Source organism: Treponema sp. OMZ 805 (genome assembly GCF_050937395.1).
Classification (GTDB): Bacteria; Spirochaetota; Spirochaetia; order Treponematales; family Treponemataceae; genus Treponema.
Genome location: NZ_JACCLP010000016.1, coordinates 26,645 through 43,212, shown reverse-complemented (window position 1 = coordinate 43,212; position 16,568 = coordinate 26,645). Strand labels below are relative to the sequence as shown.

At 45.8% G+C, this 16,568-nt stretch carries 14 protein-coding genes and 3 tRNA genes; 11 read left to right on the top strand and 6 right to left on the bottom strand.

The window, feature by feature from the left end:
- Positions 1-41 precede the first annotated feature (41 nt).
- From HGH47_RS11145 to HGH47_RS11130, 4 genes are all read left to right on the top strand, one after another.
- Positions 42-1,676, top strand: a complete 1,635-nt coding sequence (locus HGH47_RS11145) for a glycogen/starch synthase (RefSeq protein ID WP_432912387.1) — start codon at positions 42-44, stop codon at positions 1,674-1,676.
- A gap of 100 nt (positions 1,677-1,776) precedes the next feature.
- Complete coding sequence (locus HGH47_RS11140; RefSeq protein WP_212566363.1) at positions 1,777-2,133, top strand: hypothetical protein; 357 nt, start codon at positions 1,777-1,779, stop codon at positions 2,131-2,133.
- A gap of 94 nt (positions 2,134-2,227) precedes the next feature.
- Positions 2,228-3,157: a hypothetical protein gene (locus HGH47_RS11135; RefSeq protein ID WP_212566362.1), complete on the top strand. Its 930-nt coding sequence runs from the start codon at positions 2,228-2,230 to the stop codon at positions 3,155-3,157.
- An 80-nt stretch (positions 3,158-3,237) separates the two neighbouring features.
- Positions 3,238-3,310 (top strand) — tRNA-Phe (locus HGH47_RS11130).
- Positions 3,311-3,683: 373 nt separating this feature from the next.
- Here HGH47_RS11130 and HGH47_RS11125 read toward each other — a convergent pair.
- The 4 genes from HGH47_RS11125 to HGH47_RS11110 all read right to left on the bottom strand — a co-directional run bounded on the left by HGH47_RS11125 (position 3,684) and on the right by HGH47_RS11110 (position 5,959).
- Positions 3,684-3,765: transfer RNA gene (locus HGH47_RS11125), tRNA-Tyr, on the bottom strand.
- A gap of 9 nt (positions 3,766-3,774) precedes the next feature.
- Positions 3,775-3,848 (bottom strand) — tRNA-Thr (locus tag HGH47_RS11120).
- Between the two features lie 250 nt (positions 3,849-4,098).
- The gene (aspA, locus tag HGH47_RS11115) at positions 4,099-5,499 is read right to left on the bottom strand and encodes an aspartate ammonia-lyase (RefSeq protein WP_212566361.1); all 1,401 of its coding nucleotides are present in this window, start codon (positions 5,497-5,499) and stop codon (positions 4,099-4,101) included.
- A 46-nt stretch (positions 5,500-5,545) separates the two neighbouring features.
- The gene (locus HGH47_RS11110) at positions 5,546-5,959 is read right to left on the bottom strand and encodes a cytidine deaminase (RefSeq protein ID WP_212566360.1); all 414 of its coding nucleotides are present in this window, start codon (positions 5,957-5,959) and stop codon (positions 5,546-5,548) included.
- 124 nt (positions 5,960-6,083) lie between these two features.
- Between HGH47_RS11110 and HGH47_RS11105 the strand changes: the two genes are divergently transcribed.
- From HGH47_RS11105 to HGH47_RS11075, 7 genes are all read left to right on the top strand, one after another.
- Positions 6,084-7,100, top strand: a complete 1,017-nt coding sequence (locus HGH47_RS11105; protein WP_432912382.1) for a hypothetical protein — start codon at positions 6,084-6,086, stop codon at positions 7,098-7,100.
- Between the two features lie 21 nt (positions 7,101-7,121).
- Positions 7,122-7,985 carry a peptidoglycan DD-metalloendopeptidase family protein gene (locus HGH47_RS11100; protein WP_432912379.1) on the top strand — a complete coding sequence of 288 codons (864 nt, stop codon included), beginning with the start codon at positions 7,122-7,124 and terminating at the stop codon, positions 7,983-7,985.
- Between the two features lie 370 nt (positions 7,986-8,355).
- Positions 8,356-8,997, top strand: a complete 642-nt coding sequence (locus HGH47_RS11095; protein WP_212566357.1) for a bifunctional 2-keto-4-hydroxyglutarate aldolase/2-keto-3-deoxy-6-phosphogluconate aldolase — start codon at positions 8,356-8,358, stop codon at positions 8,995-8,997.
- A gap of 12 nt (positions 8,998-9,009) precedes the next feature.
- A complete protein-coding gene (locus tag HGH47_RS11090) occupies positions 9,010-10,590 on the top strand; it encodes a ClC family H(+)/Cl(-) exchange transporter (protein ID WP_212566356.1) in 1,581 nt (526 codons plus the stop codon).
- A 201-nt stretch (positions 10,591-10,791) separates the two neighbouring features.
- Positions 10,792-12,141: a uracil-xanthine permease family protein gene (locus tag HGH47_RS11085; RefSeq protein WP_212566355.1), complete on the top strand. Its 1,350-nt coding sequence runs from the start codon at positions 10,792-10,794 to the stop codon at positions 12,139-12,141.
- A 5-nt stretch (positions 12,142-12,146) separates the two neighbouring features.
- On the top strand, positions 12,147-12,872 hold the full coding sequence (locus HGH47_RS11080) for a nucleoside-triphosphatase (RefSeq protein WP_212566354.1): 726 nt from the start codon (positions 12,147-12,149) through the stop codon (positions 12,870-12,872).
- An 11-nt stretch (positions 12,873-12,883) separates the two neighbouring features.
- A complete protein-coding gene (locus HGH47_RS11075; RefSeq protein ID WP_212566353.1) occupies positions 12,884-13,723 on the top strand; it encodes a nucleotidyltransferase family protein in 840 nt (279 codons plus the stop codon).
- A gap of 21 nt (positions 13,724-13,744) precedes the next feature.
- Here HGH47_RS11075 and HGH47_RS11070 read toward each other — a convergent pair whose 3' ends face one another.
- Positions 13,745-14,986, bottom strand: a complete 1,242-nt coding sequence (locus HGH47_RS11070) for a hypothetical protein (protein WP_212566352.1) — start codon at positions 14,984-14,986, stop codon at positions 13,745-13,747.
- Between the two features lie 84 nt (positions 14,987-15,070).
- Complete coding sequence (locus HGH47_RS11065) at positions 15,071-16,561, bottom strand: hypothetical protein (RefSeq protein WP_212566351.1); 1,491 nt, start codon at positions 16,559-16,561, stop codon at positions 15,071-15,073.
- Between the last annotated feature and the right edge of the window lie 7 nt (positions 16,562-16,568).

Here is a 16,568-nt window from a genome sequence, read left to right as displayed (position 1 = left end):
TAGAGGTTCCAACTACTTTCTTTTAAGGACATTCCAGTTTTATGAGCATCAAGAAAAACAGTACATCGATATGGGTTGTGAGCCGTGAATATGCCGGATTTGCAGAAGCCGGAGGAGTAAAAAACGTTGTAAAATCATTGGCTGAAGCAGCTGCCGATTACGGTTTCGCGGTTACGGTATTTTTACCCCGTTATGGAAACAACATCGAAGCTTTCGACACCTGTACAGGAGAAGTGAACATCCGTGTCGGCGATACCCTGCATTCAGTGCAATATTTTGAACTTTTTAGGAAAAATATCCGTTTCATCTTTATCGACTCCGGTATTTTCACGGAAAAAAAAGATATTTATACCTACTGTGCCGAAGAACTCGATTATTTTCGGGAAAAACTGCACCGACCTGATCTTAAAAAAGGAGACGGTTACATAGACAGCCATGAAATGAATGTATTATTCCAAAAAGCAGTCTATTGTTACGGATTACGCAGCCATACCGCTCCGCAAATACTGCATTGCCACGATGCCCACACCGCTTTGCTACCTGCGTTTGTCTCTGCCCGCTGTATGGGTAGACGCCTGTTTCGGCATACCCGCACACTTATCACCATTCATAACGCAGGGGACGGCTACCGTCAAACCTTTTATTCGTTTGAATATGCGGCACATTTAACCGATCTCCCTCACAGAGTATTGGAATACGGCAGAGTCGATTATACCGTCGAACCGTTTCTTGTCGGTTCCGCCTTTGCCGATTTAACGACGGTTTCTCCGTGGTATGCAAAGCAGCTGATTTCACCTGAGCATTCTCCATATTCGTATCTTTTTTCAAAAAGCCTTGCCGAAAAGCATATTCACATTACCGGCATTACCAACGGAATCGATTTTGCAGCCTATAACCCTTGTGAACCGGAGCGTTCGGGGCTTCCCTTTGCATTCGACGTGCAAAAAGAGCAGTTTGAAGGAAAATATGCATGCCGTTCATTTTTACTGGATAAACTGCAGACGCAGACCTGTACAGCGCCGCTGTATAATGGCATACAGCAATACGGCAGCATGAGCACACAGGAACAGAACCGGACACTCTACATAATGTACCACGGCCGGTTAGTTCGGCAAAAAGGGGTAGATGTGTTACTCAAAGCAATTCCCCGCATACTGGAACACTCCCCTAACCTACGATTTATTGTGATGGGACAGGGAAACCCCGAGCTTGAAACCGAAGCAATGACCCTCGCTGCCGCGCTGCCCGGGAAATTCGTGTACTGCAAGGGATATAATCGAAAGGCGGCAAGGCTCATCACTGCAGCAGCGGACTTTATCGTCTTACCGAGCTTATTTGAACCATGCGGCTTGGAAGATCTTATCGCTCAAGTTTACGGTACTATCCCGATTGCGAACGCACAAGGAGGCTTGCAAAAAATCATAAACGGAAAAACAGGTTTTTTATACACACTTCCTGACGGCGAAGAACAAAACACCGAAATACATGTCGGCACATTGACGGAGACCGTGCTAAAGCAAACAGAATATTTTTTCGCAAGCAGCAAAGCAAAACTCACCGATATTCCGTATTTTAAAGATATTATTTTATACGCATACACAGCGCTTCACACGGAATTTTCATGGAAGTATATTTTTGACAAGCAATACCTAAAACTCTATTTTCCGCACAAATAATTTTTTTCTTTGTTATTCGTAAGGAGCGGTGCGGCATGGTGATTGAAAGTATCCCATTTTATGCCGATATACAAAGAGAGAACCAATAACAAGGAAAAAAATGAACAAAAAGATTATTATCGATTTTTTAGACGAGCATTGGAATGACTTTGCCTCTTTGTTATCCGAAGCAGCAGATACGGCAGCCGGTCGCACACTTATGGAGCAATTTCCCAATGACCTCTGCGAATTTGCGAGTTTGCTTTCAAAAATAATGACTGGACAACAAATGCGGACAGTTGATAAACAAAAAGGGCTTTTAGAAAAAGCACGGCAATTCCGAAAAAATGCTTCCCTCAATGATGGCAAAAAACAAGCTTCAATTATCGTTAAAAACGGTCTTTTTACGGTACGCCCTCAACAATACAACGAAGCATTAAATAGCTCCTTTAAAACACTGGTCGATTCGGTTCTCTAGCACAAAACGGCAATTTATGGATAATAAAAGAAGATGTTCCAAAAGTTGATTACTTTCAGGACATCCCCACACAATCTAATGGATAATAGGAAATATGGAAGACAAAAATACTGAATCGGGACTTAAAAAGACAACTGTAGATATTCCAACTAAACGGCGGTTCGGCGATAGAAAAGAAGGGAGACGTATCCGCTCGATAGACCCTATGACGGTAGTGGCGCCCTTTATTATGCCGTCAAGAATAGGAGCGCAAAATTTATTCCAAGACAGCATTAATGTAGCGGCAATCGAGCATTTCGTACATAAAAAGAGAGCGGAAGGCCTTGCCGGTTTCGGTATCATGCATGTAGTAATCGCAGCATATATACGAACAATATCTCAGCGTCCGGGAATTAATCGTTTTTTGAGCGGTTTACGGCTGTATGCCCGCCATAATATAGAAGTTGTTATGGCTATCAAAAAAGAGATGTCGATAGAAGCCGAAGAAACAATGATGAAGTTTTTCTTTGACCGAAGCGCAACCGTTACCGATGTATATAACGAGATGACGCATAAAATAGACGAATATCGAAATAAACATAAAGAAAAAGAGAGCGCCTTTGATAAAGTTGCGCGGAAACTTGGATTTATGCCGAGTTTTCAATTACGAGCTGCAATCGCATTTCTGAACTGGCTCGACTTTCATAATTTATTACCCGAAAGACTAAGGCTCCTTAGCCCTTTTCACTGTTCCGTTGTCTTTTCTTCGATGGGATCGTTAGGTATCCGTCCTATATTTCATCATTTGTACAATTTCGGCAATGCCCCTGTATTTATCACTTTTAGTGCAATGCGAAGATCACAAAAAAGCGAACGGGACGGCACCGTTACCAATATACGGAATCTCGATCTCACCGTTACGACTGACGAGCGCATCTGCGACGGATTTTACTATGCATCTGCTTTCCACGAATTACATAAATATTTAGAGGATCCTGAATTGCTCGAACAACCACCCGAAAAAATTATCTACGATATCGATTGATAGGTTCATTGTTCCAAAATATTGCACGGAAACAGCTTGACACGTATCAAAAAATCGGATATAAATTATTCATTATTTTTGCCGTTGTAGCTCAGTCGGTAGAGCAAAGGACTGAAAATCCTTGTGTCGACAGTTCGATTCTGTCCGACGGCATTATTCAATCTTTTCGCTGTTTTTAACTTTCTTTCAACACATTCTTGTCATTGATTCTATATTTTATAGCTGCTTTTACTATTGATTTTGTATTCTATCCTTTAATAAACCTGTTCGGAAACTCACCTTTCTGAACAGGTTACCTTGAAATGCGATGCGTGAAATCGTCGACCTATTCGAAAACGAAAGTTTCAGAATAGGTCTAATATAAATGATACAGATGTCATAATGAATATCTTCCTCAAAAATTTAAAAAATCGTGAGAGTTTGAGTATTTTTAAGTAGTGTATATAGTGTATATATAGAAAAAACAAGAAATGAAAACCGGCGAAACCTCAGCTACCTATTCGCCTCTAACTATTTTAAAATAAAATGGGGAGACAAGGATTCGAACCTTGGAAGGCGGAGCCAACAGATTTACAGTCTGCCCCCTTTGACCGCTCGGGAATCTCCCCATATCGATGAGCCAACTTAGGGATTCGAACCCTAGACCCCGAGATTACAAATCACGTGCTCTGGCCAGCTGAGCTAAGTTGGCATAAATATGAGATGTATCATATCGGTTTCTTTATAGTCTGTCAAGTATAAAAAACTTCTAAAAACTCCAGTTTTTAGAGATCCTCTGCGCATTTACACCAGCAAAACAAAAAGAGCGTGGAAATGCAGCAAAAGGTGCTTACTTTTTCGCCATTTCCACGCTCCAACCACAATCAACATACCTCGACGCAGAGCATCGGGGTATTAAACCTTCCGCACGAATCAACTTGAGGATAATCCTCTTTACCCCCTTACAGTTTGTGCATTTTCTTAGGCTGCGTCATATTCTCCGGTTTTAGAATTTCGTCAAGCGCTTCCTTCGATAATAGGCCGCGCTCCAACACAAGGTCGTAGACGCTACGGTTGTCTTTGAGGGCGGTTTTGGCAATATCGCTTGAAGTTTCATAGCCGAGTACGGGATTAAGCGCTGTTACCAACCCGATGCTCCGGTAGGTCAGTTCCTTACACCGCTCCACATTCGCTTCGATGCCGTCGATACAGCGCTGCCGAAGCGTGGACATACCGTTGTTTAAAATCGAAATCGATTCCAAGATACTGTAAATAATAACCGGTTCAAAGACGTTCAGCTCCAACTGCCCCGCTTCGGCGGCCATCATCACCGTCGTATCGTTTCCGATAACACGGAAGCATACCTGATTCATTACTTCGGGGATAACGGGATTGACTTTGCCCGGCATAATCGATGAACCCGGCTGCATTGCCGGAAGATGTATTTCATTTAAACCGGCACGCGGACCCGATCCGAGCAGTCGCAGGTCGTTGCATATCTTTGAAATTTTTACCGCAAGGCGTTTTAGTTGCCCCGAATAGGAAACAAAACAGGTGGTATCATTCGTTGCGGCAATCAAATTCTTCGCTTTCGTAACAGGGTAGCCCGAAATTTCTGCCAGCCGTTTTGTTACCAAATCCGCATAAGCAGGGTCGCTGTTGATACCGGTTCCGATAGCGGTTGCCCCCATATTGATTTCGAGTAAGCCGGAAACAGCCTGCCGGATATGGGACACTTCCTCCTCCAAACTCGCTGCGTAAGACTCAAATTCCTGACCGAGTGTCATCGGTACCGCATCCTGCAGCTGCGTTCGCCCCATTTTGATATGCCCGCCGAATTCTTTTCCTTTTTTACGGAAAGAAGCAACCAAGTTTTCAAGCTCGGTAATCAGTCCTTCCGTATGTAAACAGATACCGAGTTTTGCTGCCGTCGGATATGCGTCGTTGGTAGACTGTGCAAGGTTGATGTGATTGTTCGGATGGCAGAATTGGTATTCGCCTTTTTTATGTCCCAGCAGCTCAAGTGCGCGGTTTGCAATCACCTCATTTGCATTCATATTGGTAGACGTTCCCGCTCCGCCTTGAATCATATCCGCAGGGAATTGCTCATGCAGTTTACCGGCGATGATTTCTTTACAGGCAGCGATAATCGCTTCCGCCGTCGGTTTTTCCAGCAAACCTAATTCATAGTTCGCCTGTGCCGCTGCCTGCTTAACCATCGCAAGGGCTTTTATAAACCCCGGATAGGCGGAAAGATGCACGCCGGTAATATTGAAGTTTTCCATACAACGGAGCGTTTGTACACCGTAATACGCCTCATCGGGAACATCCCGATACCCTAAAAGATCATGTTCTTGCCGCATTGTTTCCTCCTAATCTTTTTGGCAGTTGAATTTTCTGTAATATTTCTTATTTCCGATGCAGCTCGTGGAGTGAATCGAAAGGATAGACCCCGCTTACGGTTGTCTCAATTCGATTATCGGCGGATGATCCGAATATAACCGGCGCTTCCGGCTGCATAAACTCGGAGATAACCTGCCGACACGCACCGCACGGCCCAACCGGATAGTCTGCATCGGGGGTCGCAATTGCAATAGCAGTAAAGTTTTTTTTGCCCATTGCAACCGCGCTAAAAAGAGCAGTGCGTTCGGCGCAGTTGGTCAATCCGTAAGAACGGTTTTCAACATTCACGCCGGTAACGACACTCCCGTCATCAAGCAGTAATGCAGCGCCTACTCTAAAATGAGAATAAGGAGCATACGCATTTTTCGCTGCCTCCATAGCTTGTTCAAAGAGATGATCATACTTACTTGAATTTTTCATATTACTATTATACCATACAATCATGAAAATTGCAGCATTCGATAATCGTTTTGTTATTTTTCCTATTCTTTTTTTATTCATATATATTTTTGCAGCAGCAGTTCCTCTCGGATCCGATATCTATTTGAAACCCGTATGGGCGCGCACCATCACACCGGATAGCGCTCAGGCGGAATTGGAAGGAATCGGTAACGAAGCCGAAAATACAATTCCACAGGCGGCAGCAGAACAATTCGCCGGCAAAGCACCAAAAGTATTTTTGACGGAAAGCAGGTTCGGTTATTTTACCGCCGACAGTGAATTACTCCGCTCATCTCCCGTAACCCAACGTATTTCGGCTTCTTCTACGGCTTGGACTGAATACGGGAGCGATGCTGCAAAAACACCGATTTATCGCCCCGACGGCTCGCTGATAACCGTCATCGAAGAGCCGGGATTTGTATACATCGACGAAAACCGTTTTTACCTGTTTGAGCCGGGTGGAAGCGCCGTTAAACAATATGACACCGATGGGAAACCGCGCTGGCGTTATCTGCACACCGCACCGATTACGGCCTTTCATAGCACAAAAGGCGGAACTATCATCGGATTCTCTGACGGAAAACTCGTTGCTCTTGATTCCGCAGGTAATGTACTGGCAGACTTTTATCCGGGAGGCAGTGATTATCAGGTTATACTGGGAGCGGCAATCTCCGCCGACGGGAAGCTCGCCGCCTGCGTGTGCGGAATTGACTGCCAACGAGCCTTGCTGATACGGATAGACGGTAATAAATATAAAATCATACATCACCGAAAATTGGAAGGAAATCTCCGCAGGCAGGTCTTTGTGGATTTCGATATAAAAGGCAAGAACGCCGTGTTTGAGTGTGCCGAGGGTATCGGCTTTATCGACTGCGATCGGTTAATATCGGGCATTATGCCTCAGCGGGGAACGGTCGTTTCCAGCGGGCAAACTCCGTATAAGAATATGATGGCGATTATCAGCAGACAGGAACAACGCTCGACATTATCATTTATCGAAGCTCCTTTTTATGTCGTTGGGCATACTACCTTTCCCTCAAAAAATACGTTCCTTGTACAAGAGCGGGAAACAATATTCCTTGCCACCGACACCAAATTAGCACGTATCGATATAAAATAAAGTGAAAAATAGGATACTGATATGAAACGATTTTTCTTTTGCATCTTAGCGGCAACGATGTTTTTTGCAGAATTATCCGCATTGGAATGGCCTGCCGACACACAAAATTTCGTACGGCTTTTCGGACAACGCATCGGTGAAAATACTTTTGAACAAGGTTTGACCTTTGAAGATGCAACGACGGTACGCGCTGCCGATGACGGCATCCTTTTGATTACGCTGGATAAAAAATACGGAGCCGGCGCTTTTCCTTCTACGCTTGGGAATGCATTGGTATTTTTACACGATGACGGACTCCAAACGGTTTATGGAAACATGGACGACACCACGGTGTTCCGAAATAGAATAACCACAGAATCTGCTGCGGTTATCGGAAAGACAGGGAACAGCGGATGGGGAAATCCTAACGAGCTTATCTTTCAAGTCAGCGATAATCAAAAAAAAGTATATATCAATCCGTTGTTACTGCTTCCGTCAGTCAACGATAAAATAGCGCCGCAGATACAAGATATCATTTTGATAAATGAGCAAAACACCGCGTTTCAAGTAAGCGGGCAAAAAAATGTGCGACAGGGCAGCTATGAATTATATGCGGATATCTCCGACACGGTTACACAGGGCGGACATAGCTTGAGTCCTTTCCGTATTACGATTTTTGTAAACGGAACAAATATTCGAACCATTCCCTTTGAAACCATTACACAAAAAGACGGTGAATCGTATCTGGGTAATACCGCCTTTACCGATACGCTGCTGTACCGGCGGAACAATGAGCTCTATTTGGGTAAGATTATCTTAAGCCGCGGAAAATCCGATATATTAATTACAGCCCGGGATATTACCGGCAATGAAAAATCGGAACAGTTTACCATCCAAGTAGACTAGCGGATCAGGGAAAACGCATCAGATTGTTGTTTTAACGGCTCCGCAAAATAATGGAGACCGTCAAGCAGAGTTTCGCCGCTTTGCGGCTCAAATACTTGCCCTGTCTCCATTATTCTGCGGCATCGGATATATCCGTCTGATGCGTTTGCGTTTTCCTTGGAAAAGCTGTGCGAAATTTTAGGCAAAATTTCGCACAGTTTATTTTAGAATAAGGACAATCTCATCAGACACTATAGATAAGAATCGCAGAAGAATGGAGGTTGGATGACCATTTGAACCGCGAAGAGGTTCAACTCTGGGCAGACAGCCTCCATTCTTCTGCGGGAATATTCTCGCAACTGTCTGATGAGATTGTCCTAATGGAGGAACGATGAAAAAATACGAGCTGATACAGGCGCTGATTGAGGCGGGAGCGGTTGCCGTTATTCGGGCGGAGCATAAGGCACAGGGGCTTAAAATTGTGGAGGCAGTGCGTGCCGGAGGAATTACGGCAATCGAAATTACGATGACCGTACCGCATGCCGACGAAATTATCCGCGAGTTAAGCGGAGCATTCGGTGCGGATGTATTGCTGGGAGCCGGTACGGTGCTCGATGCGGAAACGGCGCGTGCCTGCATCCTTGTCGGCGCCCAATACATTGTCGGGCCGTCTTTTAACGAAGACTGCGCCCGCCTCTGCAACCGGTATGCGGTGCCGTATATTCCCGGCGTGATGACGCCGCAGGAAGCGGTGCGGGCGCTTGAGTTCGGAGCCGATATCCTCAAGCTGTTTCCGGCAGAGCTTTTCGGACCGAAAATCATCAGCGCCTTTAAAGGACCGCTTCCGCAGGGAATATATATGCCGACCGGCGGCATTACTGCCGAAAACGCAGCCGAGTGGATTAAGGCAGGAGCCGCGGTACTCGGTATCGGAGGAGCGTTGACGAAGGGCGCCAAAACCGGAGATTTTGAATCGGTTACCCGCACCGCCCGCCAATTAAAGGAAGCAATCGCCGCTGCGCGCGGTAAATAAGTATTATTTGTTATGGATACCAATTCGGAAACAGGAACATTGCTGAAAAGAAGGCAAGAAAATAAATGGCTTTTAGTGTTTGAAAGTCTCGTAACCGGCTTGTTGACGGGGCTGGTTATTACGGGTTTTCGGCTTTCGATCTCTTATCTTAAAAATATCCGTATTGCATTATACGATGTTATACGAGAGACAGGCACAGTCAGTGTTATTCTCGCGCTGGCAGGTTTAGCGCTGATAGGATTATTTATCGGTTTTATTATTACGAAATGGCCGATGATTAAAGGCGGCGGCGTTGCACAGATCGAAGGCGTTTTTATGAAAAAATTGCAGTTTTCCCCGCTTTCGGAACTTCCGCTTAAATTTATCGGCGGCGTTCTCGGAATCGGACTGGGACTTTCGATGGGGCGGGAAGGACCTTCCGTGCAGCTTGGCGCGTATGTCGGAGATGCCGTTGAGCGGCTGGGAAAACGATCGTTTACCGAACGGATATGCCTTATTACTGCAGGAGCCGCCGCAGGTCTTTCGGCAACCTTTAATGCCCCTTTTGCTGCGATTGTTTTTGCACTCGAAGATATCCATCATCATTTAACCCCTCTACTTTTAGCCTGCGTCATGGCAGGATCTTTTGCCGGCGATTTTGCCGGAAGTTTCTTTTTGGGTTCCGGCCCGATTTTTCGATTTTTTACACCTGTAGAATTTCCGCTTTCCCACTTCGCATGGCTGATAGGACTCGGAATGTTTGTAACACTTGTCGGACACGGCTTTAAACAATCGATCTATTTTTTTCAACGATGCTATAAAACACTGCATATTCCGCCGGTTCTGCGGCCGGTTATTCCGTTCCTGTTGTCGCTGCCGGTCGGCTTATGTCTAAGTTATTCTTCCGGCGGTGGAGAGGGGCTGATAAAGGCATTGACCGAACAGTCGTTCCCGCTTATGACATTGCTGATGTTCTTAACCGTTAAACTGCTTTTTACCGGTATTTCCGCAGGATCAGGGGCTATCGGTGGTATTTTCGTGCCGCTCCTTGCCTGCGGCGCAGCTGGCGGAGCATTATATGCGACGGCGCTTGTGCACCTCGGCTTATTGGCACAGGAGTACGTGAATGCCATGATTCTCTTTGGGATGGCTGCCTGTTTTACCACTGTTATTAAAGCGCCGCTTACTGCCTGCGTTATCGTGTTTGAAACGAGCGGGGCGCTCCATCAGCTGAGCGGTTTAGTGCTTACTTGTTTTAGCGCCTATCTGACGGCAAATCTTATCGGTTCGCAGGCGCATGACCATATTCTGTTGACACAAATCCTCGAATCGGAATATCAGTCTCCGGATCAAAAAACAAGCGCGGGCGTCGGTGTACCTCAACTGTATGAACTGCCAATCGGGTTACACTCAGTTACTGCATTAAAGAAAGTTCGTGAAATAGATTGGCCTCAAAAATGCCGTATTGTCGGCGTTATACACGGCGAGCACGAGATTATCCCCGATGGAACTACCATATTATATCCCGGGGATAAACTGATTGTCCTTGCAGAAGACAATACCGGTATCCTTTTAAAACAGCTTACCGATTTAACCAATGAACAAGCTAAATAATTTTTAGGTAATCTTACAAATTTTTCTTGCTATTTATCGTATTCGCAGCTATACTGATAAAGTGAGTAATCAACAACTCCGACGCAAAGCGTCGGGGTACAGTGCTCTCATACCGTATGAATCATTCGCATCTCTATCAGTATATATTTTTTATAGAGCAAAATTGCGCGGATGATATGTATTTATAAGAAGGAGGAGATTATGAGTATTTCAAAAGAGAATATTTATAAGCTCGAAGGTCGTGTTCCGTTAAAGAACGCGATTCCGTTGGGTATGCAGCATGTTTTGGCTATGTATGCCGGAAACCTTGCACCGATTCTCGTTATATCGGGCGTACTTAATATCCCAGCGGATATTAAAGTTTCTCTGCTGCAAAGCGCTATGTTTGTTGCCGGCGCCGTTACGTTTGTACAGTTGCGGCCTATCTGGAAAATCGGTTCGGGACTTCCCACTGTTATGGGAACCAGTTCCGGCTTTATCCCCGTTGCTATCGGCGTAGGACTGCAATATGCCGCAATGGGAGACTGGTCGAACGGATATGCCGCCATTCTCGGCGCGTCCCTCATCGGCGGTTTAATGGAGTTTATGCTTGGGTTCATCGTTAAACCGATCCGTAAGTTCTTGCCGCACGTTGTTACCGGAACCGTTGTTACCACCTTGGGAATTTCGCTGATTCCCGTCGGTATTAAATTTGTCGGCGGAGGCGTCGGTCTTGAAAAAACTCCCGGTTTCGGCTCGATAAAAAATCTGCTCATCGCACTGTTTGTCTTTTTAATGATTATCTTTATCCGTCAAACATTTACCGGTTTTTTAAGCATCTCTTCTATCCTGATTGGGCTTATTGCAGGCTATATTGTGGCTATCTTTGTCGGTATGGTTGATTTTACGCCGGTAAGAAATGCGGCGTGGATTTCCGCTCCGCTCCCGTTCTTTGCCGTCGGACACCTGAACCTCGCCTTCCATTGGGATGCGATTGTTCCGTTCATGCTTGTCTACCTTGCGACAACCGTAGAAACAATCGGGGATAACACCGGTATTGCAGTCGGCGGTCTCGGACGCGATATAACCGACAAAGAATTACAGGGAGCTGTTCATGCGGACGGTTTCGGCAGTATGTTTGCGGCAATCTTCGGTGTTATGCCGAACACCTCGTTCAGCCAGAACGTCGGGCTTATCGGTATGACAAAAGTTGTCAACCGCTTTACAATCGGAATCGGTGCAGGCTTCTTGGTATTGTGCGGATTCTTTCCCAAACTCGGAGCAATCGTTTCGACTATCCCGAACCCGGTATTGGGCGGCGGCGTATTGCTGATGTTCAGTATGATCACGATGAGCGGTTTAAACCTGATTTATCAAAGCGGGAAAATTGCAGAACGCGATGTAGTCATTATCGCGGCATCGCTCGGCGTCGCGTTCGGTTTAAGCAATGTACCGGAAGTTATGCAACATCTACCGGTATGGTTCCAGAATATCTTTAAGCAGGCAATTGTCGGCGCCTTTGTTACTGCGCTTATTCTGAATCTTCTGTTGCCGAAGTCAAAAGAGGATTAACCGATTTGAGCATATCGCCGCACAAAAGTAATGCTTTCAATACTCCTAACGGCACCGGCGCTGAGCAGTCGGCTGTTTCAGAATGCGGAAAGCGGATATTCTTTGTTACCGGCGAACAGGGCTGCGGAAAGTCTACGTTTCTTGCAGCCCTTATACAAAAATTTAATTTACAGCCGTCAGGCTTTATTACAAAAAAAGAAACGTCTCCATCGGAAGTTGCAGTATATATGCATCCGGTCATCGGCGGTACTGCCATATATCGATACACAACCGGCAACCGTGTCGGGATATGCAGCCCGCCGAAGCCTGTCGGTTTCGCGCCGGTATTTGATGCGTGCGGAGTGATGCACTTACAGCAAGCGGAAGCGACGGTACGCGCTTCGCTTGACTGCGGTCATTCCAGCGCCGATTCTTCCGGCTGCACCGAAACAGTTTCGCAGCCGCATTTGCCGGTCATCTTAATGGATGAACTCGGCGTTATGGAAGCGGATGCGGAGATTTTTTTCCGCACCGTATGTGCGTTGTTTTCCAATCCCCGGGATTATATCATCGGCGCTGTAAAGCCGCGCGGAACACGCTTTTTACCGATCTTGGAACAAATGCCGGAAGCAGCGGTGTTTCACCTAACGCCGCAAAACAGACCTGTGTTATACGCTCAGCTTGAACAAGCTGGAAGCTTTGCCGCGTTTTTACATACTATCGGCAGCGGATTTCCAAACGGTAAAAAATGATGCCGAGGAATATGTATACTCTCTCGACGGCTCCCGCAAAAAAACATACCGGCAGCGCCGCCGAACTCCCCACTGCAATCATCCTTGCAAGCGGACTTTCTACGCGAATGGGCTGCTGCAAACAACTGCGCCTGCTTTGCGGGAAGCCGTTAATCCAATACACTGTTGAAACATTACTGAAAGCCGGTATTATGCATTTGGTGATTACGGTTAATGCCGAAACACGGCAGCCGATAACGGAAATGATGGAAGCGATAACAGAAAAACAAACGCAAAAACATCCCATGCAGAACGCTGCCCTACAGGAAGCCGCCGTCGAAGAGAACCTGTCTTATCCATTCCACTGTGATATTGTTTTTAATCTTGAACCGGAGCGGGGACAGGGACATTCGGCGGCTCTGGCAGTACAAGCCGCTTGTGCCCGTTATATGGAAGCGCTTGCAGTACAGACCGCTTGCCGCGACTATGCGGAAGGTTCTGCCTCAACTACCGTCCATTCCTATAGTCCGAGCGGCCTTTTATTCTGCACTGCCGACCAACCTTTTTTACAAGCCGACAGTATCCGTAACCTCTGCACCGTATTTCAGAACCATCCCGACCATATCGTTTCCGCAGCCTTTAACGGCAAGCACTGTTCTCCGGTTATATTTCCGGCAGCATTAGCCGGTGAGCTTAGCCGCTTGGACGGAAGAATCGGCGGCAGAACCGTGATGAACGCTCACCCTGACCTGATTCTGTACTCCCCGCTCCGCTCCGAGATGGAAGCCTTCGACATCGATACGCCTGAAAACTTTAAACAGGCAGAGAAATATCTGCAGCAACCAAATGCAGAGCAACCGCACCTGAAATAGCAGGTATGACTTCGGCGTTTTTTATCGTCCGAGCCGGAACATAAGGGTTTTACCGCGAATCATAACCAGTGAAATTTTTTCCATGCCGGTAACGCTTTCTGCTGTCGAGTAGACAATATTTTCCATATCTTCAACTCTGCCAAAATATTGTACCGCATATTTTGTTTGGGCGGCGGATTGATGCACTACCCGTATTGCTTCAACTTTGCGCTGTAATTCATTTCGGAAGTTACTCATCAATTTGCTGTCTGGGGTGTTGTTAATGGTAATCTCATACCGGATACCTTGCGCATAGTCCCGCACCAATGCTTTTTTTGCTTGATCGACGGCAACGCTCATTGCCTTAAACACCGTTGATTTTATCGCATTCTGCGCTGCCGCTTCGGTACTACCGCGATCGAACGTCTTGGGACTGCTATAAGGCACAGCGCCGAGTAATTCTCCCGTAGACGGATTGTACATTTTCAAGTTGACTTCCGCTTGACCGTAGTAACCACCTGTTTCCCGACCACCCTGCACGAAACCGTCAACTTCAATATAAACATCCGCACCGAGTTTTTGTGCAATCCACTGCACAACCGACAGATCTGCTGTTTCCGGTTCTTGGGCAAACAGCGAGGAGCTGTCTGATTTCAACGCTTCTACTGCGGCATAATCGACTGCACGATATCCGTTGTCGAGTAGGTATTTATTCGCCATATTGACAGCGGATTTTGAAAATGTATTCCCGTCTTTTGCCTTTTGATTCGGCACGACCATATACAGCATGCTATCGACATACTGTGTGATAAATCCGACATTGTTCCCCTGCAATTCGCTCTTTGTTTTTGCATCACGTACCTCGGAACTCGATAGAATATTGCCGCCCTTTGCAGAATAGGTACCGATCATATCAAGAGTCTTGCGTATCGCATCTATTTTTACGGGTACAGTGATTTCACAATAGTATCCGCGGTATGTTTCGCCGCGCCGCAAAATACGCATATAGTCGGTTTCAAGGTAAGCATTCGGCTTTGCATCAGTGTAAAAAACCGAATAGAGCTTACTACGGTTTTGCATTTCTTCCGTCTCTCCGATAAGGTCGATGACGGCGAGCCGCAATACATTTGCTTTTGCCTGATTAAGCGCCTCCAAAAATGAATATCCCTCGCCGGATCCGGCATAGTAAGGATTGATTCCCGTGTACTGCGGCATAACCGGTACAACAACACATGATGTCAAAAGCGCTAACAGTAGAGCATATAATACAGTATTTTTTTTCATACGCTTCTCCCTTTTTTTATGAGCAATATCGTGGGCTGTCAAAAACTTCAGTTTTGGACAGTTTATTTAGATTTAGCTGCGTGTCTAGAACCTGCCCGTTATTCCTATAAAAGCATGAAAGTTAATATGCGAAGATAAAATATCCCACTCATAATCATTGACCTTATTGAGTCCCTGACTGGGAGATAGGCTTGCGTTCTTCAATTTTTCAGCTGCTTGTACAGGGCTCAATAAATTGTGCATATAACCGAATCCGACACTGCCGCCTATCGTCCAATTCCGCGAAATAAAGTAATCTGCCGATACCAGAACCCGCCCGCCGAGCTGCGTTGCCATAACAGCAAAAGCGCCTGGTTTTGATGAGCCGGTTTGCACAGCAACGGAGGAGCTTGAAAAACAGAACTGTACTTCCGGCGTAATCTTAAATCGGGATACATAGGCATTATAGACCCCAATACCGAAATATCCCATTCCGAAAGGTATAAGCCGCATTGGTTTTGCACTAAGCGCAGCGGATCCTCCAACCGGCTGCTGTATGGCATATTCATATCCGATTGATATACTGAGATGAAAATTTGCCTTGTATGCGGCCCGTATGCCGAAGGTAGGCTGAACACGCAGATATTCCTTTAAGTCTCTTGTCTTTACCCCGGTAATAGGAACGGTTATACCCGCATACCCTTGCAGCAGAACACCGGATTTTAAAAGCTCTTTAACACCATCCCCTTCGACAATCGGCTGGTCCGCATAAATCACTTTTGCAATCGAAAAAGTATCGTGTACTTCCGAAATAATTACCAGACCGGTTTCTCTTACCGCCTGCTTTCCGGCAACTGAGATGGATTTTTGAAGAGTGTATTCATCTCCTGCATTTATACCGATGTCCTTTCCCAGCTCGATCGTAACGGTATTGTGTTCACGATTAACGGCAAGTATTCCGCTTGTCAATGCAAATTCCGGTTCAAATTTGATAGCTGTATATACCGAACTGAGTAAAGAAGAAATTGCATCGTCAACGGCATTGGAACGCCGTTTTGCGATTTTTCTGACATACAGCGGTATAACCCGCTCCCCTACTGAACCGGAAACGTCAAGGATTGATATTGCTCCTTCTATTCTAACCATCCAGTATTTTTTTATAACTTTTTTGCCCTCAACCTCGGTTTCTTCAAAGATAAGTCTTTCATCATAGTCGGTAATTCGGGGCGCAAAGACCAAAAATGCACCGGTAAGCCGTTCCCAATCGGCACGGGTAAAGGCCTCTTCTCCTGATAGCACAGTTTCGGAAATTTCCGACTGCTGTTCTTTCGTCCTTTTAATTTGATCGATAAAGGACGCAATAGTGTTTGAGTTGAGTCGGTACTCCATACCGATTACGTTAAATCGTTTAAAAGAAGTAACAATGCCGATAATTCGTTGATCTATCCTTGCGGCAACTTCGGAAGGGACATATCCTGAATGAGAAAGCCTAAAAACGGCGATATCTTTTTTACTGCTCACCGTTTGAGCGGAAAGCAACGTTACTAAGAGTAGATATACTAGAGCGAATACGTATCTTTTAAGATATTTAAACATAGCTATA

Bases quoted from the DNA above. Each gene is read 5' to 3' on its own strand.
- HGH47_RS11140 (WP_212566363.1), top strand. From the start codon at position 1,777: ATGAACAAAAAGATTATTATCGATTTTTTAGACGAGCATTGGAATGAC.
- HGH47_RS11065 (WP_212566351.1), bottom strand. From the start codon at position 16,561: ATGTTTAAATATCTTAAAAGATACGTATTCGCTCTAGTATATCTACTC.
- HGH47_RS11095 (WP_212566357.1), top strand. From the start codon at position 8,356: ATGAAAAAATACGAGCTGATACAGGCGCTGATTGAGGCGGGAGCGGTT.
- HGH47_RS11090 (WP_212566356.1), top strand. From the start codon at position 9,010: ATGGATACCAATTCGGAAACAGGAACATTGCTGAAAAGAAGGCAAGAA.
- HGH47_RS11075 (WP_212566353.1), top strand. From the start codon at position 12,884: ATGTATACTCTCTCGACGGCTCCCGCAAAAAAACATACCGGCAGCGCC.
- HGH47_RS11135 (WP_212566362.1), top strand. From the start codon at position 2,228: ATGGAAGACAAAAATACTGAATCGGGACTTAAAAAGACAACTGTAGAT.
- HGH47_RS11100 (WP_432912379.1), top strand. From the start codon at position 7,122: ATGAAACGATTTTTCTTTTGCATCTTAGCGGCAACGATGTTTTTTGCA.
- HGH47_RS11085 (WP_212566355.1), top strand. From the start codon at position 10,792: ATGAGTATTTCAAAAGAGAATATTTATAAGCTCGAAGGTCGTGTTCCG.
- HGH47_RS11070 (WP_212566352.1), bottom strand. From the start codon at position 14,986: ATGAAAAAAAATACTGTATTATATGCTCTACTGTTAGCGCTTTTGACA.
- aspA (WP_212566361.1), bottom strand. From the start codon at position 5,499: ATGCGGCAAGAACATGATCTTTTAGGGTATCGGGATGTTCCCGATGAG.
- HGH47_RS11110 (WP_212566360.1), bottom strand. From the start codon at position 5,959: ATGAAAAATTCAAGTAAGTATGATCATCTCTTTGAACAAGCTATGGAG.
- HGH47_RS11145 (WP_432912387.1), top strand. From the start codon at position 42: ATGAGCATCAAGAAAAACAGTACATCGATATGGGTTGTGAGCCGTGAA.